At 67.1% G+C, this 24,836-nt stretch carries 22 protein-coding genes; 11 read left to right on the top strand and 11 right to left on the bottom strand.

What is annotated here, in order from left to right; translation table 11 throughout:
- Window positions 1-53: 53 nt before the first annotated feature.
- Window positions 54-3,038: an FAD-binding and (Fe-S)-binding domain-containing protein gene (locus OG326_RS01805; protein WP_327142887.1), complete on the top strand. Its 2,985-nt coding sequence runs from the start codon at window positions 54-56 to the stop codon at window positions 3,036-3,038.
- Between the two features lie 59 nt (window positions 3,039-3,097).
- Window positions 3,098-4,075, top strand: a complete 978-nt coding sequence (locus OG326_RS01800) for a DNA-3-methyladenine glycosylase family protein (RefSeq protein WP_442790992.1) — start codon at window positions 3,098-3,100, stop codon at window positions 4,073-4,075.
- 1 nt (window position 4,076) lies between these two features.
- Here the strand turns inward: OG326_RS01800 and OG326_RS01795 are convergent, their stop codons facing one another.
- Genes OG326_RS01795 through OG326_RS01785 form a run of 3 tightly spaced genes read right to left on the bottom strand, consistent with a single transcriptional unit; the run spans window position 4,077 to window position 7,043 of the window.
- Complete coding sequence (locus OG326_RS01795; protein WP_327142885.1) at window positions 4,077-5,357, bottom strand: extracellular solute-binding protein; 1,281 nt, start codon at window positions 5,355-5,357, stop codon at window positions 4,077-4,079.
- Entirely contained in the window at window positions 5,354-6,187 is an 834-nt protein-coding gene (locus OG326_RS01790) for a carbohydrate ABC transporter permease (protein WP_327142884.1), read from the bottom strand. The genes OG326_RS01795 and OG326_RS01790 overlap by 4 nt, the downstream gene beginning before the upstream one ends.
- Complete coding sequence (locus tag OG326_RS01785; RefSeq protein WP_327142883.1) at window positions 6,177-7,043, bottom strand: carbohydrate ABC transporter permease; 867 nt, start codon at window positions 7,041-7,043, stop codon at window positions 6,177-6,179. The genes OG326_RS01790 and OG326_RS01785 overlap by 11 nt, the downstream gene beginning before the upstream one ends.
- 287 nt (window positions 7,044-7,330) lie before the next feature.
- Here OG326_RS01785 and OG326_RS01780 point away from each other — a divergent pair, with 287 nt between their 5' ends.
- Genes OG326_RS01780 through OG326_RS01765 form a run of 4 tightly spaced genes read left to right on the top strand, consistent with a single transcriptional unit; the run spans window position 7,331 to window position 12,140 of the window.
- A complete protein-coding gene (locus OG326_RS01780) occupies window positions 7,331-9,208 on the top strand; it encodes an SCO2524 family protein (protein ID WP_327142882.1) in 1,878 nt (625 codons plus the stop codon).
- Window position 9,209: 1 nt separating this feature from the next.
- The gene (locus OG326_RS01775) at window positions 9,210-10,133 is read left to right on the top strand and encodes an SCO2523 family variant P-loop protein (protein WP_327142881.1); all 924 of its coding nucleotides are present in this window, start codon (window positions 9,210-9,212) and stop codon (window positions 10,131-10,133) included.
- Window positions 10,130-11,146 (top strand): SCO2522 family protein, encoded by a 1,017-nt coding sequence (locus tag OG326_RS01770; protein WP_327142880.1) that lies wholly within the window; start codon window positions 10,130-10,132, stop codon window positions 11,144-11,146. Before OG326_RS01775 ends, OG326_RS01770 begins: the two co-directional genes overlap by 4 nt.
- 10 nt (window positions 11,147-11,156) lie before the next feature.
- Entirely contained in the window at window positions 11,157-12,140 is a 984-nt protein-coding gene (locus OG326_RS01765; protein WP_327142879.1) for an SCO2521 family protein, read from the top strand.
- A gap of 9 nt (window positions 12,141-12,149) precedes the next feature.
- On the opposite strand, the gene OG326_RS01760 is transcribed toward OG326_RS01765, so the two are convergent.
- The 3 genes from OG326_RS01760 to OG326_RS01750 all read right to left on the bottom strand — a co-directional run bounded on the left by OG326_RS01760 (window position 12,150) and on the right by OG326_RS01750 (window position 14,024).
- Window positions 12,150-13,010: a hypothetical protein gene (locus OG326_RS01760; RefSeq protein WP_327142878.1), complete on the bottom strand. Its 861-nt coding sequence runs from the start codon at window positions 13,008-13,010 to the stop codon at window positions 12,150-12,152.
- A 2-nt stretch (window positions 13,011-13,012) separates the two neighbouring features.
- A complete protein-coding gene (locus OG326_RS01755; RefSeq protein ID WP_327142877.1) occupies window positions 13,013-13,435 on the bottom strand; it encodes a GNAT family N-acetyltransferase in 423 nt (140 codons plus the stop codon).
- A gap of 385 nt (window positions 13,436-13,820) precedes the next feature.
- On the bottom strand, window positions 13,821-14,024 hold the full coding sequence (locus OG326_RS01750; RefSeq protein WP_327142876.1) for a hypothetical protein: 204 nt from the start codon (window positions 14,022-14,024) through the stop codon (window positions 13,821-13,823).
- Window positions 14,025-14,415: 391 nt separating this feature from the next.
- On the opposite strand from OG326_RS01750, the gene OG326_RS01745 reads away from it, so the two are divergent.
- The 3 genes from OG326_RS01745 to OG326_RS01735 all read left to right on the top strand — a co-directional run bounded on the left by OG326_RS01745 (window position 14,416) and on the right by OG326_RS01735 (window position 15,842).
- Complete coding sequence (locus OG326_RS01745) at window positions 14,416-15,303, top strand: helix-turn-helix domain-containing protein (protein WP_327142875.1); 888 nt, start codon at window positions 14,416-14,418, stop codon at window positions 15,301-15,303.
- The gene (locus OG326_RS01740; RefSeq protein WP_327142874.1) at window positions 15,300-15,506 is read left to right on the top strand and encodes a DUF397 domain-containing protein; all 207 of its coding nucleotides are present in this window, start codon (window positions 15,300-15,302) and stop codon (window positions 15,504-15,506) included. The genes OG326_RS01745 and OG326_RS01740 overlap by 4 nt, the downstream gene beginning before the upstream one ends.
- Before the next feature lie 180 nt (window positions 15,507-15,686).
- The gene (locus OG326_RS01735) at window positions 15,687-15,842 is read left to right on the top strand and encodes a hypothetical protein (protein WP_327142873.1); all 156 of its coding nucleotides are present in this window, start codon (window positions 15,687-15,689) and stop codon (window positions 15,840-15,842) included.
- A gap of 37 nt (window positions 15,843-15,879) precedes the next feature.
- Here the strand turns inward: OG326_RS01735 and OG326_RS01730 are convergent, their stop codons facing one another.
- Genes OG326_RS01730 through OG326_RS01720 form a run of 3 tightly spaced genes read right to left on the bottom strand, consistent with a single transcriptional unit; the run spans window position 15,880 to window position 19,439 of the window.
- Complete coding sequence (locus OG326_RS01730; RefSeq protein ID WP_327142872.1) at window positions 15,880-16,626, bottom strand: succinate dehydrogenase/fumarate reductase iron-sulfur subunit; 747 nt, start codon at window positions 16,624-16,626, stop codon at window positions 15,880-15,882.
- Window positions 16,627-16,628: 2 nt separating this feature from the next.
- Window positions 16,629-18,557, bottom strand: coding sequence for a fumarate reductase/succinate dehydrogenase flavoprotein subunit (locus OG326_RS01725; protein ID WP_327142871.1), 1,929 nt, complete (start codon window positions 18,555-18,557; stop codon window positions 16,629-16,631).
- Window positions 18,558-18,605: 48 nt separating this feature from the next.
- Window positions 18,606-19,439 carry a hypothetical protein gene (locus tag OG326_RS01720; protein WP_327142870.1) on the bottom strand — a complete coding sequence of 278 codons (834 nt, stop codon included), beginning with the start codon at window positions 19,437-19,439 and terminating at the stop codon, window positions 18,606-18,608.
- A 360-nt stretch (window positions 19,440-19,799) separates the two neighbouring features.
- Here OG326_RS01720 and OG326_RS01715 point away from each other — a divergent pair, with 360 nt between their 5' ends.
- Window positions 19,800-21,131, top strand: coding sequence for an acetyl-CoA acetyltransferase (locus OG326_RS01715; protein WP_327142869.1), 1,332 nt, complete (start codon window positions 19,800-19,802; stop codon window positions 21,129-21,131).
- 743 nt (window positions 21,132-21,874) lie between these two features.
- A complete protein-coding gene (locus OG326_RS01710) occupies window positions 21,875-22,909 on the top strand; it encodes an alpha/beta hydrolase (RefSeq protein ID WP_327142868.1) in 1,035 nt (344 codons plus the stop codon).
- A gap of 15 nt (window positions 22,910-22,924) precedes the next feature.
- On the opposite strand, the gene OG326_RS01705 is transcribed toward OG326_RS01710, so the two are convergent.
- Complete coding sequence (locus OG326_RS01705) at window positions 22,925-24,343, bottom strand: wax ester/triacylglycerol synthase family O-acyltransferase (RefSeq protein WP_327142867.1); 1,419 nt, start codon at window positions 24,341-24,343, stop codon at window positions 22,925-22,927.
- A gap of 118 nt (window positions 24,344-24,461) precedes the next feature.
- Entirely contained in the window at window positions 24,462-24,752 is a 291-nt protein-coding gene (locus OG326_RS01700) for a hypothetical protein (protein ID WP_327142866.1), read from the bottom strand.
- Window positions 24,753-24,836 lie beyond the last annotated feature (84 nt).

Below are 24,836 nucleotides of genomic sequence, written 5' to 3'. Positions count from 1 at the left end.
GGTCGGTGCCGCGGGTAGGCGGTGCTGCGGAGCGGTGCTCCTAGGCTGGCGGGGTGAGCGAATCGGTGGTGCGGGGGTTGCGCGGGCGGCTTGCCGGGGAGGTCGATGCCTCGGAGCGGCGGCGGGCCGAGTATTCGTCGGATGCGTCGAACTATCGGGTGGTGCCGGCGGCGGTGGTTTTTCCGCGGACCGAAGCGGATGTGGCCGAGGTGCTGGCCTTCGCGCGGGGCGAGGGGCTGGGGGTTACGGCCCGCGGGGCGGGGACTTCGGTGGCGGGCAATGCCATCGGGGCGGGGGTGGTGCTGGATTTCAGCAGGCATATGAATGCGATTGTCGAGGTGGATGCCGAGCAGCGGTGGGCGCGGGTGCAGCCGGGAGTGGTGCTGGGGAGTGTGCAGCGGGAGGTCGCGCCGCACGGTTTGCGGTTCGGGCCGGATCCGTCGACGCAGAATCGGTGCACGCTCGGCGGGATGATCGGCAACAATGCCTGCGGGCCGCGGGCGGTGGCGTGGGGGCGCACCTCGGATACCGTGCGGGAGCTGCGAATTCTCGACGGGACGGGTGCGCAGCGGCGACTCGGCAGGGATTTGGCGGTAGTGCCGGGCCTGACAGAGTTCACCCGCTCGAATCTGGCGCTGATCCGCACCGAACTGGGGCGGTTCGAGCGGCAGGCGTCCGGATATGCACTGGAACACCTACTGCCGGAACACGGTTCGTCGGTGGCGCAGGCTTTTGTCGGGACCGAGGGCACCTGTGGACTACTGCTCGAGGCGACGGTCGACCTTGTGCCGATACCTGCGGCCACGGTGCTCGTCGTGCTCGGCTATCCGGATATGCCCACGGCCGCAGACGATATCGCGGCCATCATGGCGGTCCGGCCCATCGCGGTCGAAGGTATGGACGCGCGACTGGTGAACGTGGTCCGCGCGCATACCGGCAGGGTTCCCGACCTGCCGCGCGGCGGCGGCTGGCTGTTCGTGGAAATCGCGGGCGATACCGCCGAGCAGGCCCGAGAACTGGCCGAGATGCTGTGCGACTCCGCGCACGCACTCGATACCCGCGTGGTGCTCGATCAGCGAGAAGCGCAGGCGCTGTGGGCAATTCGCGCCGACGGCGCCGGTCTGTCGGGGCGTACGCCCGACGGCAATCCAGCCTGGCCGGGATGGGAGGACGCGGCGGTGCCTCCCGAGCGATTGGGTGCGTACCTGCGCGAATTCGAGCGCCTGATGCATGACCACCGGGTAGACGGCCTGCTCTACGGACACATGGGCGACGGCTGCATCCACGTCCGTCTGGATCTGCCGATCAAGGATGCCCCGCAACGGTTCCGGGCCTTCCTGGAGGATGCCGCCCGCCAGGTGGTGAGCTTCGGCGGTTCCCTCTCCGGTGAGCACGGCGACGGCCGCGCCCGCTCGGAACTGTTGCAGTACATGTACTCCCCCGCGGCCCTGGCGGCCTTCGCCGATTTCAAGGCGCTCTTCGACCCCGAAGACGTACTGAATCCCGGTGTCCTCGTACGCCCGAACCCCCTCGACGCCGACCTGCGCCTCGCCGGTCTGCGCCCGGTCCCGGATGCGGACGGCTTCGCCTTCCTCGCCGACGGTGATATCGGCACCGCCGTGCATCGCTGTGTCGGCGTCGGCAAATGCCGCGCCGATACGAGCCGCGCCGGCGGCTTCATGTGCCCGTCGTACCAGGCCACCGCCGATGAGAAGGACAGCACCCGAGCCCGCGCCCGAGTCCTGCAGGAGGTGGTGCGCGGCGCACTCGACTGGCGCTCCGACGCGGTAGCCGAATCCCTGGACCTCTGCCTCTCCTGCAAGGCCTGCGCATCCGACTGCCCCGCCGGCGTCGACATGGCCACCTACAAATCCGAAACCCTGTACCGCCGCTACCACCGCCGCCCCCGCCCCCTCGACCACTACTCCCTGGGCCGCCTCCCCCAGTGGCTCGCCATCGCCACCCGATTCCCCCGCGTACTCAACACCTTCGCCGCCACCGGTCCGCTACGCCGAATAGGCCTGCGCGCCGCCGGAATCGACTCCCGCCGACCCGTGCCACCCCTGGCGGCCCGCAGCTTTCGCCGCTCCTGGCGCGACCGTGCGCGATCCGGACCGCCGCCGAATGAAACTGCCCTGCGCGCCACCGCCGACGTCACAATCGCGGCGCCGATCACAGAAGGTCACGCTGGCTCGCTCCCCACCGACAGTTCGGGCGCAGCCCGTGCTGTCCGCTCCGACTCCGCCGACGGGGCGGACGCGCAGCCGCCGATCGGGGCAGACGCTGTCTCGCCCAGTGATTCGGCATCGGCTCCAGCCGTCCTGTCGACCGGTGTCATGCTGTGGATCGATAGTTTCACCGATGCGTTCGATCCGGAGATCGCTTGGGCTGCCGTGGAATTGATCGAATCACTGGGATATTCGGTCGGCATTCCGGAGCGGCGGGTGTGTTGCGGACTGACCTGGATCACCACGGGGCAATTGGACGGCGCACGGAAGCGGTTGCGGGACACCGTGGATGCGCTGGACGCGCATGTGCGCGGCGGCGGGGTGGTGGTCGGGCTCGAACCGTCGTGCACGGCCGCGCTGCGCGAGGATCTGCCGCGTCTGCTGCCGCAGGATCCGCGGGCGAGCGCGGTCGCTGGGGCGATGCGCACCCTCGCGGAGTTCCTCGAGGCGCAGCCGGGCTGGGAGCCGCCGGATCGGCGCGGGCAGACGGTGCTGGTGCAGCCGCACTGCCATGAGCACGCGGTCTCCGGGTTCGCGGCGGATCGGCGGATTCTGGAACGTACCGGTGCTTCGGTACAGGAGATCGCTGGCTGTTGCGGGCTCGCGGGAAACTTCGGAATGCAGCGCGGGCACTATGACGTATCGGTCGCCGTCGCCGAGAACGGACTGCTCCCGGCCGTGCGCGCGGCAGAGCCCGATTCGATCTTGATCGCCGACGGATTCTCGTGCCGCACCCAGGCCGAGCAGCTGGCCGGCAAGTCCTTCCGGCACCTCGCCCAATTCCTGTCGGAGCCCAGCGACCAGCCATGACGGCATCGCGGCCGGGGCAGGCTCTCCCGGCCGCGCCTATGGCCGGGGTCACCACCGGCATGGGCTGGCGGCGGCACCGCTGCGGCGGGGCGCAGAATGTCCCGGTGACCACCGCGCCGATCGCCACCGCTCAGACGCGCACGGTGCGGTCCGAGCGTCCGATCGATCTCGCCGCCACCGTCTCGCCGCTGCGGCGCGGGCTCGGCGACCCCTGTCACCGCGAGACTCCGGACGGCGCGCACTGGCACGCCTCCCGCATGCCGACCGGACCGGTCACCTACCGCCTGCGGCAGCTCGATCGCCGCGGTGTCGACGCCCAGGCCTGGGGGCCCGGCGCGGAGGAATTCCTCGAGCGCCTCCCCCACATGCTGTGCCTGGACGAGGACCTCACCGGCTTCTCCCCCGAGCATCCGAAGGTCGTCGAGGCGCACCGCCGCAATCCGGGCCTGCGCATGCTGCGCACCGGCCTGGTGTTCGAGGCGGTGGTCCCCGCGGTGCTGGAGCAGAAGGTGCACACCCGCACCGCGCACGCCTCCTGGCGGAAACTGGTGTGGCGCTACGGAACTCCGGCGCCGGGCCCGGCCCCCGACGGACTGCGGGTCATGCCGGACGCCGAAACCTGGCGGCACATTCCGTCCTGGGTCTACCACCGCGCGAATGTGGAGCCGCAGCGTTCGAAAACCATTGTGCTGGCGGCCCGTATCGCCCCCAAGCTGGAGGAAGCGGCGGCATTGAGTCACGCCGACGCCGAAAAGCGACTGCGCACCGTCCCGGGTATCGGCGTGTGGACCGCGGCCGAAATCGCCCAGCGCGCCTTCGGTGATCCCGATGCCCTGTCGGTGGGCGATTTCCACCTCGCCGCCACGGTCGGCTGGACGCTGCTCGGCCGTCCCATCGACGACGACGCCATGATCGAATACCTGGAACCTCTTCGCCCGCACCGCTATCGGGCCGTCCGGCTACTGGGCCTCGCGGGTTTCGCGCACAAGCCCAAGTTCGGTCCGCGCACCCCGTACACCGACCACAGCCGAATCTGATCTACTGCTGCGCGACAGCGTCATTCGCCGCCGCCTGTGCCCGTTCCAGACCCGCGCGAACGGGAATCCGGCCCGAGAACATCTCCGCCAGAATCGGATCCATCGCTTTGAGCGCGGCCGGAAATCCCGGTCCGCCCCCGGCGGCGAACTGCCCCTCGCGCAGCACATCGAAGAAGGCCGAAACGTCGACACCGTGCCGCGCCCAATAGTCCTGGTACACCTGCCGTTCGGAGACGACGGCCGGAATGGTGGCCCCGTTCATCCCCAGATATCGATCACCCGCCGGACTACCCAGCCACGCCAGCACCCGCCGCACCGCCTCCGGATGCTTCGACGCCGCATTGGCCGCGACGCCGACGGAATTATCGGTGCTGAGCCGCCCCAACGGCCCCTGCGGAATTAGCGCCAGCCCCCAGTGGAATCCGGCACCCTGCGCAATGGTCGCGAGATTGAAGCTGCCCGATTGGAACAGCGCCATCTTGCCCTGCAAGAACGCATTTTTGGCGAAGTCGCCGCTGGTGTTCGTGTCCGCCGCCGAAGGCGACAATCCCTCGGCGATCAGCCGCACCAGGTACCCGAACGCGGTCTCCCCCTGCGGACTCGCGAAGGCGAACTGCTCACCCTGCTGCAGCTGCCCTCCTGCTGAACCCAGGTAGGGCAGTTCGATGGATTGGTAATCCTTGGCGGCGTTGTACGGCCACTGCGCCACCGCGTGCAGCCGCCGCAGCAGCGGCCGGAAGGTATCGGCGGCATCATCGGGACTCCAGCGCGCTCCCGCGATCTCGGCGGGATCGACCCCGGCCGCGTGCAGCAGATCCCGGTTGTAGAACACCGCCGTCCCGCCGTCCACGAATTGCGGTACCGCCCAGAGCTTTCCATTGCGGGTGAACTGCGAAACCGCTGCCGGATCCCACACCCGCGCGGCGTCCGCACCCAGCGCAGCCCCGATGTCCACCAGGCGCCCGCTGTCGGCATAGTCCTCGTACAGCCCGGTCCAGAACAGATCGTCGGCAATCCCGCCCGCCACATCCAGCCGTAGCTTCTGCGGATAGGAATCCCACGGCACCAGCGTGATTCGCACCTCGATATCCGGATTGGCCCGCTGGAATTCATCGAGCGAGGCCCGATACGCGGCCACGAAGCTCTGATCCCAGATGCGCAGCCGCACCACGGTGCGCCCCGACGCGTCACCATCGCGCCCCAGCCACAGCGCGGCGGCAATGAGCAGCAGCACCGCCAGCGCGATCCCGAGCACCGCCCGGGTGGAGTCCTTGACCCTCATTTGAGCCCCGTCCACGCGATGGAGCGCAGCACCTGCCGCTGGAATATCAGGAACAGCACCACCAGTGGCGCGATGGCGAGAGTGGTGGCGGCCATGATGAGCGGCCACTGCGAGTTGTACTGGGTCTGCATATTCGCGGTCGCCACGGTGAGCACCTGCCACTTCGTCCCGCTGGCGGCGACCAGCGGCCACATGAAGTTGTTCCACTGCGAGACAATGGTGATCACCGTGAGGGTGGCCAGAATCGGCCGGCTCATGGGCACCACGATATGCACCAGAACATCGAGCGTGTTCGCGCCGTCCATCCGCGCCGCATCGACGAGCTCACCGGGTATGGACCGGAAATACTGCCGCAGCAGGAATATGGCGTACGGCGAGCCGAAGACGAACGGCAGCACCAGTGCCCAGAAGGTATTGAGCCAGCCCAGTTTCGCGAACATGAGATACAGCGGTATGAGGGTGACAGCGCTGGGCACCATCATGGTGCCGAGGTACACCCAGAAGATCGCTTCCCGCCCGGGAAAGCTGGTGCGCGCGAACGCGTATGCGGCCAGGATGGAGATGACGAGCTGTCCGAAGGTGATGAACACCGTCATGAGCGCGGTCACCGCGATTGCCCGCCCGAGTCCCTGGTCGAGCACGGTCCGGAAGTTGTCCAGCGTCACCGGATGCGGTGGCGTCAAGGCGGATTCGCTCGCGAACTGCCCCGACGTCTTCACCGCGGTGAACGCACTGAGCACCAGCGGTGCGACCGTCAGCAGCGCCCCCACGATGAGCACCGCGTATGCCGCGCCGGAACGCACTGCCGCCCTGCGGAGTTCAGTACTCATAGCTGGTCCGATCCCGGAAGTACCGATGCTGCGCCAGGGTGATCACGAACATGACCGCGAACACCACCACCGCCATGACCGCCGCCCGCCCGGGGCGCGCGGCGTCGAAGGCCTCCGAATACATGCGCATGGCCACCACATCCGTGTGATGGTCTGGCCCGCCCTTGGTGAGCGCGTACACGGTGTCGAAGGTCTGGAAGACGCTCAGCACACCGGTGGCGAGCACGAAGAACATGGTCGGTCGCAGCAGCGGCAGGATCAGCCAGCGCGCCCGCCGCCAGCCGGTCGCCCCGTCGAGCGCACCGGCGTCGAGGATTTCCGCTGGTATGGCGCGTATTCCGGCGACAAAGAACAAGGCCACATAGCCGACATTCATCCAGACGATCACCATGGCCACCGCCGGCAGTGCGAGCGCGGTATCGCTGAGCCATTCGATGCGCCGCCCCAGCAGCGCGTTCAGCGCACCTCCGGTGGGTGCGAAGATCCACTGCCACACCACGCCCACCGCCACCGGCGCGCACATCCACGGCAGCGCGTAGATCACCCGCAGCACCGCCGACCCGCGCCCGCGCCGCGCGAGCAGCGCCGCGACCCCGAACCCGAGAGCCGTCTGCGCGGGCACCACCAGCGCCGTGAGCGCCAGCGTGACCAGCAGCGAATGCCCGAACTGCCGGTCACCCAGCACCGATCGCCAATTGGCGAGACCGGTGAACTGCATGGGCCCCAGCAGATTCCAGCTGTGCAGACTCAGCCACAGCACCACCCCGATCGGGACCAGCAGAAAACAGCCGACGCCGAGAAGACTCGGCAGCAGCAGGGCATAACTGGTGGCGACGCGCCGAACCGTCCGGTTCATGATCGGGGACGCTACCGGTCGACCCGCACACAGTGTGCGACCACGCGCCCGATTCGCCCGATCCCTGGATCACGTCCCGGGCCCAGTACCGCCTGGATCACCCGGTTCCGTTACGCACATGACGGTGCACGAAGACCGAGTTACCCTTGGGCACTGTCCGATTCGCCCGATCGACCGTTCGAAATACGCATCGGTTCAGCGGGCTCTTTCACCAGGTGTACAGCGTCGGCGCATGATAGTTTTTGCGACCGGCGAGGCGGGCCACGAAACGGCAGGGGACGGCGTCGATGAGAATTCAGCCACGACAGCAGATTCTCGGTGTGTGGCGGTCGCTGCTCACCGCCTGCTACCGCGAGGGGGAGTGGGTGTGGGGCGGGCGCGACGGCTCCAATTCCATCAGTGATGCCGAACAGCTGCTGTGTCTGCTGTATCCGGCGACCGAGATCGACGGCTTCGGCCTGGACCGGCCGGACGATATCCCCGACGATATTCGCGCGGTGCTCTCACCGATGGGCAATCCGCAACGTGTGGGAGCAACGCTGGTCCGGGTGCTCGAGGACTACATCGACCGCTATACCGAGGTCGCCGCGAACGAGGCGGGGGAGAAGAAGGATCTGCCGGTCTTCGCGGCGGGCAGCTATCTGTCCAGCCTGGACGAGGTCGCACCGACGGACGAGCAGCGCGGCCTCGATATCGTCGACTCCTACTCCATGTCGCTGACCCTGTGCCTGGCCGCGCTGAAGTTCCTGCGCGGTTTCCAGGGCTTCCTGCTGACGCAGACCCGGAGGGAGGCAAGGGATCTCGCCGCGCGTATCGATCATCTCGATGCCCGTATCAATACCCGCCTGACCGCCGCCATGGTCGGCCTGGTGCGCAGCTTCGTGGTGAACACCGTGACCCCGGAATCGCCCGAGGGCCGGGCCATGCTCTCCATGCTCAATCAGACCGGTGCGGCCGCCCCGGCGGTGGTGGACGCGGTCGCCCGCCGCCTGGAACGCGTGCGCATCCGGCTGCGCAATGATCTGACCCTCAGCCAGACTCCCGGTGTGGACCTCTACGACGAGGATCTGCTCTTCGAATGCGGCTGGAGCTGGAGTCTGGTGCGTGATGCCGCCTATATCGATTTTGTCGATATGCCCATCGCCGCCGCGCCGGGTTACGCCATTGCCCGTCCCTACCTGCACTTCACCGTGGTGGCGCTGGACGGAATCAATGACCTCACCTCCGCCCGCACCCGCGAGCTGGACCTGCTCGACGGTGAGCAGCGCCGCCTGGCCGAGGCGCTGCAATTGCGCTGGGATCTGGCGCAGCGCTACTGGTCCGCGGTGGCGCGCTTCGGCTCCGGCCGCTGGCCGCTCGAGGATATTCCCTGGCGCACCTCCGACGGTGAGGAGTCGGACTATTTCAGCCTCACGGTATCGGCCGTCCTCATGCAGGATCTGCTCAACCGAGAAGCCGATGACGACGACCTCACCAGGGCCGCACCGATTTTCGATGAACTCGCGCGGCGCGGCCGGATCACCAGCCGCATGACGGTGCACGATTCGGCCCGCGCCATGCACACCCCGGGTGTGCGGCTGCGGCTCATCGGCAGCGATGAGGTGTACGACGGGCCGCTGCTGGTCTGGACCGTATCGGACTACGCCACAGTACTTTTGAAGCGCATCCTGCAGGCCGCCCGGCTCTCCGGGACCATGGAGGTGCGCGACAAACTGCTGCAGCTGGCCCAGGACACCATGGAGCATCTGGACCGCCGCGCCTTCCGCGAGGGCCGGGTCACCGGGCTGTGGGACGATCCGGCCCGCCTGTTCGGCGGGGCCGAAAATCATGAACCCTCCTGGTATCTCACCGAGCGCGTGGTCGAATGCCTGGTCGCCGCCGCACGCATGTTCCGGGAGCCGCCGCTGCGCTTCCCCAGCATGGTGGCGCGCGCCATGGAACTGCTGATCGAGGCCGAGCATCTGCTCAACGGCCAGCTGCTGGAGCTCAGCGATACGGACAGCTCCGCGCTGCGCACCGCCCTGGCACTGGCACAACGCCGCTTGGAACGCGCTCGGATACTCATAGACGAACGCCCCGGCACCGCACTGAGTCTGGCCTCGCAGGCCCTGCTCGAGCTCGACGAACTCGCCTACGCCCGCTTCGACGCCACCAGGAGCGTGTGACGTGCTCGTTTTCTCCGCCTCGGACAAGGGTGGCACCGGCCGCTCGGTGACCAGCGCCAATATGGCGTATCAGCTGAGCATGGACGGCCTCAAGGTCGCGTATCTGGATTTCGACTTCGGTTCGCCGACCGTGGGCGCGATCTTCGAGATCAGCCGGGCCGACCGCGGCATCACCGGTGACGCCGGACTGCACTCGTACATGCTGGGCGACAACGGTTCCGCGGCCCGCCTGAGCGTGCGTTCGGAAACCGACCGCCCCGAACTGCGGCACTCCCGGCATCCGTCCGGACGCCTGGTGCTGTTCCCCGGCGATGCGGGCGGTGCGGAATTCGCCTTCGCCGACGAGGCCATGGTGCGCCGCTGCGCCGAACTGCTCGCCACCTGCGAGCAGGAATTCGATGTCACCATCGTCGATTTGAGCGCCGGGCGCTCCATCGCCCTCACCCTGGTGCTGCGCGCCACCGCCATGCCGCAGCTGGCCCAGTCCACGGTGCGCTGGCTGGTGTTCCACCGCTGGACCCGCCAGCACCTGGTGGCCGCGAACGGTCTCGTGCACGGCGAGCACGGGCTGCTGGAGACCGGCGCGGCCTGTGGACACGACGGTGCGCGACTGATGGAATCGGTGCGCTACGTGCGCACCGCGGTGCCGGAACTGAACGAGTCCACCGGCCTGCAGGCGGCGCAGGCGGCGTGGCTGCAGGAGCAGAACAACACCCTGAGCCGAGCCGCCGTACGCTATCGATTGGGCACTACCCTGATGCTCGGCGCGACGCCGGTCGAGCCGATGCTGCAGTGGCGCGAGCAGGTGATCCTGGATGTCGATGTTGCCGACCGGATCGCGAACGAGAAGACCGTGGCCGCTTTCCGCGAACTCGCCACCCGGGTCAACACTCAGGCTTTCTGGGAAAGGCTGGAGGGACAGTGAGTTCCATCGACTACAGCGAGGCCGGTGAACGCAACCGGGTGGCCGGCCAGCCGCTCTCGCATGTGTCCATCGAAGCCGGGCACTTCTACATGGACGATCTCGTCAATGGCGTGGACCGCATCAAGGCCCAGCTGCGGCGGGTCGCGCCGCTGGTCGAGGCGCACACCCAGGCGGCCCGGCTGGAATTCGGCCCGGGTGCGCGGGTGAGCACCTGCTTCCTGGTGGACGACTACTTCCGGCACGACACCGATCCCCGGACCATTCTGGAGAAGCTGCTGCAGGCCGCCACCGAATGCGGTGTGCGCATCGACTATCTGGCGCGGGAGGCGGGCTGCGCCGAGGTCCCGGTCTTCATCGACGGCGAGGCCGTCGGCGAACCCATCCGGCTGGCCGAGATGATGGCGGCCCGCATCGTGCCGGAACCGGAGGATCTGGGCGCCACCGGCCGCCGCCCGGCCACCACCAGCTCGGGCTGGCTGTGCAACGGCCGCCGTTCCTCCGAACATGATGCGGCGCAGGCCATGCGGGTCGCACCGTATCGGCCGCCGGTGGAATTCGCCGCGCGCAACCATTCGATCTTCCTGGATGTGCAGCTGTGGAGCCGCTACACCGAGCAGGTGTCGGGTGCGGCGGTCGAGCGCACCCAGTGGTCCTGTCCGTTCCTGGCCTCCATCTGGCAGCTGTTGCGGCTGGGCATGATCCGGCACGACGGCGCGGTGGTGGCCAAGCCTCAGGCCTGGGCCGATCCGTGGCCCGCGGACTGGTGGAAGATGCCGACCGTGGTGCAGTTGAATCCGGCCGCCGCGCCCTTCGCCGCCTACCGCACGCTCTCGGTGCTGCCGCACAGCTACCTCGGCATCGAGCACGCGGTGCGGGTGATCCTCGACCATCTGCAACTCGATGACGAGGTCTACGCCAAACTGGCCGAACGCGGTGCGGCCGAGCGCATTCCCGTCGATGTGCCCGCGCGCGTCACGCACCGGGTCAATCATGTATTCCTCGGCGACGTCTGATGGGAACGCTGTGAGTGATCCGCTGGTTCTGCTGGGGGAGGTGCGCACGGGGCTGCTGCCCGCCTCGGTGGCGCTGCCGTCGGCGGAGGTGGCCGAACTACTCGCGCTGCTGCCCGGGCAGCGCGTGCTCACGCGGGAACGACCGCTGGCACTGGCGATTTCACCGACCGCCGCGGTCGGTGTGGATTGTCAGCTCGCGACCGTATCCCGCTCGGAGAGTCGCGTGGTCGGCACCGTCGCCTCGCATGCGGCGCTGGTGGGCGGCCGGGTCGCGCAGAGTTCGTCCGCGGTGCGGGTGGTGCGGGCCGCCGAATCGAGCCGGCGGCCGTGGTCGCACTATCTGTCCCAGCTCGGCACCGTCGAACTGATCCCGCGGATCGGCGACGATACCGCTGCCGCAGTCGATCTCAGCGAGGGCTTTCTCGAGGCCTCCAGCTCGACCACCCTCGATCTGGGCTCCATCAGCGATCGGCTGCTCACCCAGGTGCGCACCGATGCCCGCCTCGACCGCCGCCCGCAGCTGCGCACCACCGCGACGCGGCTGCGCTGGGCGGCGCGGGTGGCGCCGCGGCTGGAGGGCGAGGTGCGCAATCGCACCCTGTTCGCCTTCCGGCTGGAGGACGAGTCCACCCGGTCGGTGCGGATCATGGTGCCGACCGTCCGGGATCTCGCAGGCGTGCAACGCTTCTGCGAGGACCTGGCGGTGCACGACTGGCTGCTCACCACGCTCGACGCCGCGCTGGCCGACGCCGGCCGCCTCGGACCCGAACGGGATGCGGTGGCGCTGCTGAGCCCACTGCTGGAACAGCTTGTGCACCTGTGGATGCCGGGCGCGCACACCCCGCCGCGGCTGCGCGAACTGTGGACCCGCCTGGAGGCCGATCCCGGTTTCTCCCGGCAGTGGACGGCCCAGGTCGGGCAGCTGCGCGACCGGCTGGCCGTGGCGACGCTGGAGGCCCTGCGCAGCTCCAAGATCAGCACCGCGCAGTGGTGACCCACCGCGTCACAGCCGGAACCAGCGGCGGACCAGCAGTGCGAAGAACACCGACAGCGTGACGGTGCCCAGATAGCACTCGATCACGAAATAGGCGCGCCCACCGGCACGTAGGCCCTCGGTGTCACCGGGTCCGAGCGGATTCACATAGTTGACCATCACCTCGTACACGGTGACGGAGAGCGCCTGATTCGAGACCGTAGCGATCGCGAGCACGAAGACCAGCAGTTGCAGGGCGATCCAGCCCAGCATGCGGAACGGGCGATACCCGTAGCCGCACACCAGATCCGGGAAGAGACCGCCGATGCGCCGCCACGCCACCGGCTGCGCCAGCCGGCGGGCCCGTGCCAGCGCGAGACCGCAGCGGTCCTCGGCATCGGTGTCCTCGTCGCCGTGGAACAGACCGTTCGCTCGCCGAAAGGCCAAGGCGGCGTGCGCGGGCAAGCCCACCGCGATCAGGCGTCGGCCCAGGCGCTCGTAGTTCTCGGCGAGCTGACGCTTCTGCGTGCGGCTCAGCCGCAGCGGCCCCCGGAATTCCACCTCGGCGGCCAGCAGCGCGGCGAGCAGCTTCACCACCGGAACCGATTGCGCTGTGCCGTCGGGGGATTGGGTCAGGGCCTCGGCGTAGAGGTGCCCGAAGACCAGGCTGTCGCCGATGCGGCGGATGCCCGGCGGATCGTAGGTGCCGACCACCGCCTCCACATGGCGGGTGAAGGTATCGAGCAGGGGTCGTTCGGTCACGGTGCGCCGCAGCCGATGCGGCTGTTCGAGGAATCCGGAGATGTCCTCGGCATAGGCGTCGGCATGCCGCTCGACGCGGGTACTCATGGCCGCGACGAACGGTGACGAGGGCGAGCTCTTTTCGAGCATGATCAATGGTAAAGCTTGCGCACCAGGACATCTCGCGGCTCATCCGGTCCGAAGTAGTCCACCTCGTGATCGGCCCAGACGAAACCGACCTCTTTGTACAGGTGGTAGGCGGCGCGGTTGCCCGGGCGCACCGTTACGAATACCTGATCGATTTGTTCGGCGCGGCAGCGCTCGAGCGCCGATTCCAGCAGTGCGCGACCGTATCCGCGCCCGCGGCAATGACCGGCGACCGCGAATCCCATGAACCACGCGGTGCCCCCGCCGCGCAGGGCGGCGAGCACATATCCGCAGACTCGGCCCTCGTGCTCGGCGACGGTCCATTCCGGGCCGTGCAGCTCGAACAGCTGGCGCAGAATGAAATACGGATAGGCGAGGTGCGCGAATTCGGCGACCTCCAGGGCCTGTATGGCATCCAGATCCCCCATGGACGCAGACCGGAAAACCGGTACCTGCGGTTGTCCGAAGGCTAACAACGATGTCCCCTCCACCGGCGTGGTGCGATGGATTCCAGGGTAGGCGTCGTTGGCCGTCTGGGTGGCCGAGCCCGGAGGTGGGTGCGGTCCGGCCTGCCCGCCGTCTGTGGAGCGGGCGGGCCGGACCGCGCTGACGCAACGCGGCGGGGCTACACCGGGCGCACCGGAGGAGGGTGCGGCGGCGATCGAAAGGCGGTGCGGCAGCTGCTATTGCGACCAGGGGCCTTCCCCGAACGACCCTGGCCACGCGAACGCGACCGGTTGAGCGTGCGGCGGAGATCGAGCATCCACCACAGTGCGCGATGCACCGCACGTTCATACCGGCCGGCGCCGGTTGTCATGGCAGTGCGCGCTCGTCGAGCACGCACCGTCCCTCCTCGACCAGCGTCGCACGAGCGCGCCGCCGCACCTTGCAGGTCTGCACCGTGCAGTCGAGGTGCAATTGCATTGCGGCGTGCGCCTGTTCGATGCTCATGACGCCCGGATCCCTGCGACAACGCAGCAAACCGGCGACGTGCATATTGAGAGTTGTCAGTTGCATGTCCCGACCTCCGTGAGAGATCGGTGGTAAGGGGTGACGACTTCGGCCATGACTCCTCGTTCCGCATGGGATACCTGAAGTGCCCGGAGAATTCAGGAAACGAAAGGGGCCTAGCAACACCACTCCGAGCACATATCCAGCACACCATGAGCAGACGCCCGGCGGGCGTTTTTCGAAGATGAGAACGCAAAATTGCGCGAATTCCCAGCAGTGAATCCACTTGGGGGAGGAGGATTCCCCATAGTGGACGAACCCCCCGCCGATGAACATGTGTCCGGGGAGTGTGTCCGGGCGGGAGCCGGTGTACCGCAAGCCTAACGCACGGTGTTTCAGACCCCTGTGCACCGCTGCCGCCGACCCGGTCCTCCCCGCCCCGAGAACGGAGTGCGCTGTGTCAGAGAGCCCTGCGTCATCGACCCTGCCACGCCGCCAGCTCGGCCGCTACCTGCGGGACTGGCGAATTCAGGCAGGGTTGACCATCGCCGAGGCCGCCAAACTCATGGAGTGGGGCGCGAGCACATTACAGCGCTTGGAGAAGGGCAATGCGGATCGCATCCGCACCATCGACATCCACGAGCTGTGCCGCATCTACGGCATACCGGGCGAAATCGCCGAGGGGCTCAAGGGTTTGGCGCAGCAGGCGGCCGTCAAGAGCTGGTGGCACTCCTACGGCGACCTCATCCCGGAGAATTTCGACATCTACGTGGGGCTGGAAGCATCCGCGCAGCAGTTGTCCTGCTACCAATCGGAATTGGTGCCGGGACTGCTGCAGACCGCCGACTACGCAAGGGCCCTGAACAGTCTCGGATATCCGAACGACGGTGCGGCGGAACTGGATCGGCGGGTTCAGCTGCGGATGCAGCGGCAGGCGCTCATCACCCGGCGCATGCATCCGGCGACGGTCGCCATGGTGTTGCACGAATCGGTATTGCGGCGGTCCGTGGGAGGTGCAAAGGTGATGGCGGCGCAGGTGCGGCACTTGGCGGATCTGAGTACCCGACCCAATGTCGCTCTGCGCATTCTGCCCTTCGCAGCCGGTGTCCCCCTGGGACTTTCGACCGGTCCGTTCGTGATTCTCGAGTTCGGGATCGACGGCAAAGGGCAGCCGGTGGAGCCCCCGGTGGTCTATGTGGAGGGGTTCACCGGCGATCTCTATCTCGAAAGACAGGGCGACGTTCAGCGTTATCGCCGGGCACAGGGTGCTCTGGAGCAGTGCGCACTGGATGTCCAGGACAGCAGAATCCTGCTGCGGCAGGTGGCGAAGGAGTATTCGGCATGAGCATCGAGGATTTCGCTGGGGCCCACTGGTTCAAGAGCAGTCGCAGCGGCGCGGGCAAGGAGTGCGTCGAGGTGGCTTTTCTGACCGGCGATCGGGTCGGCGTGCGGGACAGTAAGAATCCGCACGGTCCCGCACTGGTATTCGGTGCGGGGGAGTGGGCCTCGTTCACCTCGGGCATCGACGGCGGCGCATTCGACAGTTGATCCGTGCAGTCCCGTTCCTCCGGGGCGGCGGGCGGCGAAACTACTGTTCACCGCCCGCTTCACGGAAGATCACGAATCGGTAGCCGTTATATCTCGAAAACATGTTTGCCACGGCAATACATGGGTATCCAATATTCCGTGGACCGAGGGCTCAGAAATTCCCGAACCCGGTACCGCAGAGTGGATCCCGGCGACTGGGTGGAACGACTGATCGTCGGGCTGCTCTTCGCGGTATCGGCGATAGGCGTGTACGTACTCACCGGAGCCCTGATCTCGGCGCTGGCAGTGGGACTGCTGGTCGGCGCCGTCGCGATCGGCGTCGTCGCCATGCTGTGAAAGCCCCCCGTCACGAGCTGACGAGGGGCCTTGTCCGCTACCGCCGGAAGAGCTTGTTGCCCAGCCAGACCAGCGGATCGTACTTCTGATCGGCCACCCGCTCCTTGAGCGGAATGAGGGCATTGTCGGTGATCTTGATGTGCTCCGGGCAGACCTCGGTGCAGCACTTGGTGATATTGCAGAGCCCGAGTCCGGCCTCGTCCTGTGCGAGGTCGCGCCGATCGGCCACATCCAGCGGATGCATTTCCAATTCCGCGATCCGCATCAGATAGCGCGGCCCGGCGAAGGACTCCTTGTTCTCCTCGTGATCACGCACCACGTGACAGGTGTTCTGGCACAGGAAGCATTCGATGCACTTGCGGAATTCCTGCGACCGCTCCACATCCTGCTGCTGCATCCGGTAGTCGCCCGGCTTCAGATCCACCGGAGGCGTGAAAGACGGTATCTCCCGGGCCTTCTGGTAGTTGAACGACACATCGGTGACGAGATCGCGGATCACCGGGAAGGCGCGCAGCGGCGTCACCGTGATCACGTCCTCCGGCGTGAAGGTGTTCATGCGCGTCATGCACAGCAGTCGCGGGCGGCCGTTCACCTCCGCCGAACACGAACCGCACTTGCCGGCCTTGCAATTCCAGCGCACCGCCAGATCCGGGGTCTGCGTGGCCTGCAGCCGGTGGATGACATCGAGCACCACCTCGCCCTCGTTCACCTGCACGGTGAAATCGGCGAGCGCGCCGCCCTCGATATCGCCGCGCCAGACCTTGAACTTCGCGTCGTAAGCCATGGCTATTCCGCCTCTCCGGCGCCGTCGCGCACGGGCGCGAGGTCGGCAGTGCTGTAGTACTTTTCGAGTTCCGTCAGGTCGAACAGCTTCAGGAGATCGACGCGCATGGGCAGCTGATCCTCCGGGGTCACCGTCACCGACGGCACCGAGAATCCGACCTCGTCCGGATCGATGCGGCAGACCAGCAGCTTATTGCGCCACACCGGATCCATGCCGCGGTGATCGTCACGGGTGTGGCCGCCGCGGCTCTCGGTGCGCAGCAGTGCGGCCTGGGCGACACATTCGCTGATCAGCAACATATTTCGCAGGTCCAGCGCCAGATGCCAGCCCGGATTGAACTGCCGATGCCCCTCGACGGTGACGCTGTCGAAGCGATCGCGCATCTCCGAGAGCTTCTCGATGGCCTGCTTCAGCTCACCCTCCTTGCGGATGATGCCGACCAGATCGTTCATGGTCTGCTGCAGATCCAGATGCATGGTGTACGGGTTCTCGCCGGTGCCGCTGGTCGGCGAATCGAACGGCGCCACAGTGGCTTTCGCGGCCGCCGCGATATCGGTATCGGATACCTTGGGCCGTCCCGGCAATTGCTCCACATAGGTGGCCGCGCCCATTCCCGCGCGCCGCCCGAACACCAGCAGGTCCGAGAGCGAGTTGCCGCCGAGCCGGTTCGAACCGTGCATACCGCCGGAACACTCACCGGCGGCGAACAATCCGGGCACCGTCGCCGCACCGGTATCGGGATCGACCTCGATGCCGCCCATGACGTAGTGGCAGGTCGGGCCGACCTCCATGGGCTCCCTGGTGATATCCACATCCGCCAGCTCCAGGAACTGGTGGTGCATGGAGGGCAGCCGCTTCTTGATCTCCGCGGCGGGCATGCGAGAGGCGATGTCCAGGAACACCCCGCCGTGCTCGGTGCCGCGCCCGGCCTTGACCTCTTCGTTGATGGCGCGGGCGACCTCGTCGCGGGGGAGCAGATCAGGGGTGCGGCGCGCGGAGTCGTTGTCCTTCAACCACTGATCGGCCTCCTCCTCGGTTTCGGCGTACTGCCCCTTGAAGACCGGGGGTATGTAGTCGAACATGAAGCGCTGGCCCTCGGAGTTCTTGAGGATGCCGCCGTCACCGCGCACACCCTCGGTGACCAGAATGCCCTTCACACTGGGCGGCCAGACCATGCCGGTCGGATGGAACTGCAGGAACTCCATATTGATGAGCGTGGCGCCCGCCCGCAGGGCGAGTGCGTGGCCGTCGCCGGTGTACTCCCAGGAGTTCGAGGTCACCTTGTAGGACTTGCCGATTCCGCCGGTCGCCAGCACCACCGCCGGCGTCTCGAAGAGGATGAACCGCCCCGATTCGCGCCAGTAGCCGAACGCCCCGGAGATCTTGTCCCCGTCCTTGATCAGCTCGGTGATGGTGCATTCGGCGAAGATCTTGACGCGGGCCTCGTAATCACCGGTGGCCGCGAAGTCCTCCTGCTGCAGCGAGACGATCTTCTGCTGCATGGTGCGGATGAGCTCGAGCCCGGTGCGGTCGCCGACGTGCGCCAGGCGCGGATAGGTGTGGCCGCCGAAATTGCGCTGGCTGATCCGGCCGTCCTTGGTCCGATCGAACAGCGCCCCATAGGTTTCCAGCTCCCACACCCGGTCGGGGGCCTCCTGGGCGTGTAACTCCGCCATGCGCCAGTTGTTCAGGAACTTGCCGCCGCGCATGGTGTCCTTGAAATGGGTCTGCCAATTGTCCTTCTCATTGGCATTGCCCATGGCGGCCGCGCAGCCGCCCTCGGCCATGACGGTGTGCGCCTTGCCGAACAGCGACTTGCACACCACCGCCACCGACAGGCCGTGTTCGCGGGCTTCGATGACCGCGCGCAGTCCGGCGCCGCCCGCACCGATGACCACGACGTCGTACTTGTGCCGTTCGACTTCAGGCATGGAACCGAATACTCCTGACAGACTTGAGGATTGGGATCAACCGATCGATCAGCCGATGAGCCGCGGATCGGTGATGGTGCCGCTCGAAACCAACATGATGTAGAAATCGGTCAGGACGAGCGTGCCGAGGGTGGTCCAGGCCAGCAGCATGTGCCGGGTGTTCAATGCGGACACCTTGGTCCAGAACCAGTACCGCACCGGATGCTTCGAGAAGTTCTTGAGCCGGCCGCCCGCAATGTGCCGGCACGAGTGGCAGGACAGCGTGTACGCCCACAGCAGCAGGGCATTCGCGGTGATGATGAGGGTGCCGAGGCCGATGCCGAAGCCGCCGCCCTTGGCGTGGAAGGAGATTGCCGCGTCGTAGGTGTTGATCACCGCGATGATGGCCGCCACGAAGAAGAAGTAGCGGTGGGCGTTCTGGATGATCAGCGGAAGTTTGGTCTCACCGGTGTACTTCGCATGCGGTTCGGCCACCGCGCAGGCCGGCGGCGAGAACCACACGGCCCGGTAGTAGGCCTTGCGGTAGTAGTAGCAGGTCAGCCGGAACAGCAACAGGAAGGGCAACACCAGGAAGCCCAGCGGAATCCACATCGGCAGATGGCCGATGGGTGCGCCGAGGTGGCTGGAGCCCTCGACGCAGGAGGCGCTCAGGCAGGGTGAGTAGAACGGCGTCAGATAGTGGTAGTCGTTCACCCAATATGCTGCGCGCGCAAAGGATCTGATGGTCGCGTAGATGACGAAAGTCCCGAGTCCCAGCACGGTGACCAGCGGTGGAACCCACCAGCGATCGGTCCGTAGGGTGCGCGCCGCGATGGCGGCGCGACCCTTGCTGAATACCCCGGTCGTGCTCGATTCAGGTGCCTTGACTGGTGCGGCGCTCACTGCTGGATGCCTCGCTGCTCTACCCCGTGGAACGTCATCGTTACCTCCGGCATCGAATGTGATGGTCAGCACCCTACGACAGGACAGCTATCACTCGAGCTCGCAACCGTGAATTCGTGATCGCGTGATTTGCGCCACAATTCAGAAATTCTGCGGCCAGTCGTTTGCTTAGTGAACAAACGGCAATCCTCGCGGGACGGGCCCGAACCGGTCCGATTCGCGACTCCGCAACGCTGAGAGCGCGAATGACTCCCCTGTCCGTTCGCGGACCGTCACACGGCAGCAACAAGACTGTGGTGACCTTGCCCTGAGCAAGACACCCCAGCAGGGGGCCGGTGCGAGCGTGAAGGGAGCCGGTTGATGAGGAGAGCCGCGATCGTGATGCCTATGCGCACACCCGTCGGCCTGCCGGGAGGTGCGTTGGCGGCGGTCGCGCCGCAGCGCCTGATCTCGACGATATTGGCGGCCGTGGTGGGCCGTTCGGGTATAGACCCCTATCGCATCGAGCAACTCGTCACGGCCGTTCCGGACCACGGTTCGGTGCGCGCGGCCGTCCCGCTGGCCGGATTGCCCTCCGATCTCGGCGAATTCCCCATCGGCAGCGGTCCGGGTGCGGGCCTGCGCGCACTGATCACCGCCGCCATGATGGTGCAGACCGGCACGGCCGATGTGGTGTTGACCCTCGGCGCCGAATACCCTTGCGCGCCAACGGCAACCGGAGGGTTCCGGGGTCCGCTGGGCGCCGGGCCGCTACCGCGCGGCCCGCGTACCTCCGTCCGGCTACCCGGTGGTGAGGTGGCCGGCGTCGACACCGGTGAGCAGCTCGCGGTGTGGGGTGCGGCCGAAGCGGCCCGCGGGCCGATCGAATTGAAGGACGCCGAACTGCTGGCCCAGCACTACGGCGTCACCCGGGCGGCGGCCGACGAGTACGCCGCGAGCAGTCATCGCCGCGCGGCCCGGGCCCGGCGGCAGGGGATCTTCGGCGCGGAAACCGCGCCCGTCGTGGTGAATGCCGTTCCGGACGACTCGAATTCCGGTGTGGTGCAACTGGTCGACCGCGATGAGGGCCTGCGCGACGATGTCTCGGCCCGCGCCTTCGCGGCGCTGGAACCGTTTGTCCCCGGCGGTGTCACCACCGTCGGCAACAGCAGCACCCGCACCCTCGCGGCCTCCGCCTGCCTGGTGGTGGCCGAGGATCGGCTGGCCGATCTGGGCCTGGTGCCCATGGGCTATCTGGTCGACTGGGCCTGTGCCACCGGCGATCCGGACATCGCGGTGCCCGCCGCCGGACTGGCGGTGGGTAAATCCTTGGCCCGCAGCGGTTTCGGCCTGGACGATCTGGATGTGGTCGAGATCGACGAGACCAGTGCCGTCGAGATCCTGGCGCTGACCCGGCTGTGGGAGCGGGAGGGCTGGACATTCGATCCGGCCGCCAGCCTGAATGTGCACGGCGCCGCCATCGCGCTGGGTGATCCGGGCGGCGCGGCCGGCCTGCGCATGGTCACCACCCTGCTGCACGAACTCGCCCGCCGCGAAGGCGGTTACGGCCTCGCGGCGCTGCCCACCGGACCCTCGCAGGCCATGGCCGCGGTCTTCGAGAGCGCCTACACCGTCCAGGATGTGCCGACACCGCGCGGCGCCCGCTTCCACGGCGCCCGCCCGCCCCGCCGCCTGGGCCGGCACCGCTCCTGAAGCCAGTACGACACGCCGTTCGACACGCCGAGTGTTGCTGCCGAACGGAATTGCTTGGCGCGCTCCGCTAGCACATCGACGGTGGTAGCGGAAGCCACCGCTTTTGGTGAAGGCCGCTCCTACGTCAAGTGCCCTGGTCGGACCAAGTTCCGGAAATGGCTGCCCAGCAGGGGTTTCAGATTTCGGTCATCGGTTCATCCGACGTAAGTGCCGAAAATTTGCTCCATTGATAGTGCGCCTGGCGAAGAATTTTGGGCGATATGCCTTGATCATGAAATGGTCGCTTGCTATGTTGCGTGCGTCACGTTCGATTGGTGAACGTGATCATTCCTCTTTGCGGGCAGGCGCCGTTCGCACGGGGCAATGTCTAACGTGCACAAGGAGATTCACGATGGGTTCGTTGAGCGATCTGCTCGGCTCCATAATTCCGGCCCTCGGGTCCGCCGTCGCAGGCGATGGCCTCTTGGACACCTTCCTCGGCTCGCTGGCGAAATTCCGTCAGTAGCAGGCCATTCGCGACACCTCACACGTACGACTAAGGAGATACACATGGGATCGCTCTGGGATGTCCTCGGCAAGGGCAGCGGCAGCGTCGGCAGTGTCGGAACCACGATTGTGAACGCGCTGATCACGCTCAGCGGCGGCACTCCGGCGGCGGGTAAGTAACCCACCGGCAGTCGAGTTCGGGGGTGCACCATCTCGGTGTGCCCCCTTGGCGATGTTTCAGGGACACAGGCGATTTCATGAGTATGCAGCGGTTGCGCGGCACCGCATTCCAGATGACGCTCCTGCTGGCGGCGGGCCTGCTGTGGACGATGTCCACCCCCGCGGCGCCGGCGGCGCACGCCGCACCGGCCCGGGTGGTGTCACAGACCGCCGGTGCGGGACGGCTGGTTCAGATCAGCGTCTACTCACCGGCCATGGACCGGGACATCCCGCTCCAGGTGCTCCGGCCCGCGGACACCGGCACTCCGGCGCCCACGCTGTACCTGCTCAATGGCGCGGGCGGCGGCGAGGATGCCGCGAGCTGGGTCGCGCAGACCGATCTCAACGGGTTCTTCGCCGATAAACAGGTGAATATCGTTGTCCCCATGGAGGGGGCCTTCAGCTACTACACCGATTGGCAGCAGGACGATGCCGGTCTGGGCAAGAAGCTCGGCAACAACGGCCGGAACAAGTGGGCCACCTTCCTCACCGAGGAGCTGCCGCCGGTCATCGACCGCGCCTTCGGAACGAACGGCGTGAACGGCCTGGCGGGCATCTCTATGGCGGGCACCTCCGTGCTGGACCTGGCCATCCAGGCGCCCGAGCTGTATCGCGGCGTCGCCGCCTACAGCGGATGCGCCATGACGAGTGATCCACTGGGACAGTCGGCAATCAACTTCGTCATCAGTCTCGGCGGTGGGCGAGCACAGAATATGTGGGGCCCGCTCGGCGGACCGGAGTGGCGCGAACACGATGTGCTGCTGCACGCGGACCGCCTGCCGAACATTCCCATGTACATCTCCAGCGGCACCGGAATGCCCGGCCCCCATGACGCACTCGCCGATCCGACCGTCCGGCAGAACGCCACCACCCTCGCCAATCAGATGCTGATCGGCGGCGGCATCGAGGCCACCACGCACTACTGCACCACGCAGCTCGCCGCGCGCACGAATGCCCTGGGCCGCACCGACATCACCTACAGTCTCGATGATTCCGGTACGCACTCCTGGGGCTACTGGCAGGACGAACTGCATAAATCCTGGCCGATTCTCGGTCCGGCACTAGGCGTGTGAAATACCGTGCGCCGCTCAGTCCCGGTGTGATTCGAGTGCCTGCCAGGTGTCGTCAAACGATTGCAGCAGCAATTCCGCGTAGTGCGCGGTATCCGGCATCATCGCCCGATCGGCGCTGAAGCTGATGATCAGCTCGCCCCCCTGCGAGGTGGTCAGGTGCCGCAAGCCGTCCCCGTCCATGATGGGCAGCGCGCCGAACGCGCTGATCATGGGCGCGCCCAGGAACTCCAGCCGCTCGGCCACGGGCGGCACATTGCTGATGGTCGTATTGGACAGCGGCACCGTCGCCACCTCGTCGAATCGCCTGTGCGCCCGGGCCCATCCGGCCAGCCGCAACAGTGCGGCCGGTGAGGTGTGCACCCGCTCCTCACGGCGCAGCACCGCGGCATCGGCCCCGCGCTGCTTCTCCCGCCGGATCGATTCCCGGATGGCCCGCAGCCGCTGTACCGGATCCGCGATATCGGTGTGCAGATCGACCGACATCTGGGTGAGCTGATTGGCCGAATTCCACTGGGCGAGACCGCGCATGGATCGGGGCACCATGGCGGCCAGCGCGCCCTCCGGTGTCTCACCGCGCTCGGCGAGATAGGCCGCCAGCGCGCCGGACACCACCGTCAGCACCAGATCGTTGACCGTAATCCGTTCCGCCGACGCGGCTTTCGCCTTCTGGATCGATGCCATCGGAATCCGCACCAGATCGAAGCCGAAGAGCGGATCCACCTGTCGATTGAATCGGGTGGCGGGCCGGAGCGCGAGCGGTTCGTGGATCACCTGCGCAGCCGCCCGCTCGCGGGCCGTCGCTGCCGCCGCCCGGGTACGCCGCAATCCGATCGCGAAGCGCGCCAGCCGATACGGCAGCGCCACCGCCGCCCGGCCGAAGGCCCGGCGCGCGGACCACTCCCGCGCATCGGCAGATTCCGTGATCGGGGGCAGATCACTGCCGTCGAACAGCGTCAGTTCCAGCTCCCGGGTCGCCACGCCGTCACCCGCGCTGTGATGAAATCCGAGCAGTACCAGCGTGACCGCCGTATCGGGTGCGCCCGGGAAACCCGTCACCCGATCGAAGATATGGATCCGCCACGGCGGCCGCGTGAGATCCATTCGGGTGGCGGCGATTTCCGCGATGCGGGACCGCACCGCCGCCCATTCGCGGCGGGATTCCAGCACCACGTGCCGGTCGATATCGAAGTCCCCGTCCCACACCCAGTAGGGGAGATCCAGATCCAGCGGCACCCGGGCCAGTCGCCGCTGGAACAGGCGGAAGTGGCCGAGACGCGCTCGTACCCAGGGGATCACACTCTGCGCGTCGGGCGCCGCGGCTCCCGGCGCGGTGGCGTCGAACGCGTACACCGCGACGATATTCGACGGGTGGCGTTCGAACTCGTCATAGACGAAGACGGCATCTCGCGCCGTCAATTGCTCCGCGGGGCTCACACATACTCCTGCCCGGGACGGCGCTGTCGCGGATCGGTACATCACCACGACAGCGCGATCCCGGGCGGGAGCTTAGCGTCCCCGCACCTCGGTGCGGGGCAGAAGCTACCGGGCGCCGCTACTTGGTGCGCGGACGGGAGTGGAAGCCCAAGCCCTCGTCCTGCGCGCCCATCCACGCCGCTTCGTCCGACTTGCTGTCGGGAACGTAGATGACGTTCGGCTCGCCGGAGCGAGCTACCTGAGCGGGTGGGGCCTGCTCGAATTCATCGGCGTCGATGACGAGCCGTTCCAGATCGTTCTCCAGCCGGCGGACCTCACTGGCCTCACCGTAGTGCGAACGCAACGCGCCGACGCACTGCCGGAGCTGGCCGACCGCGTAGCGGAGTTCCGCAATCTCGCTGCGTGTCATCGAAACCTCCTCGAGCCGTGTGACAGACCACACATTATGATCTACAACACAGTACGTGAAGATATTCGATTGCGCTCGTCAGGT

Source organism: Nocardia sp. NBC_01327, assembly GCF_035958815.1.
GTDB lineage: Bacteria > Actinomycetota > Actinomycetes > Mycobacteriales > Mycobacteriaceae > Nocardia.
The sequence above is the reverse complement of the archived record's forward strand: the minus strand, read 5'-3'. Positions and strand labels throughout refer to the sequence as shown.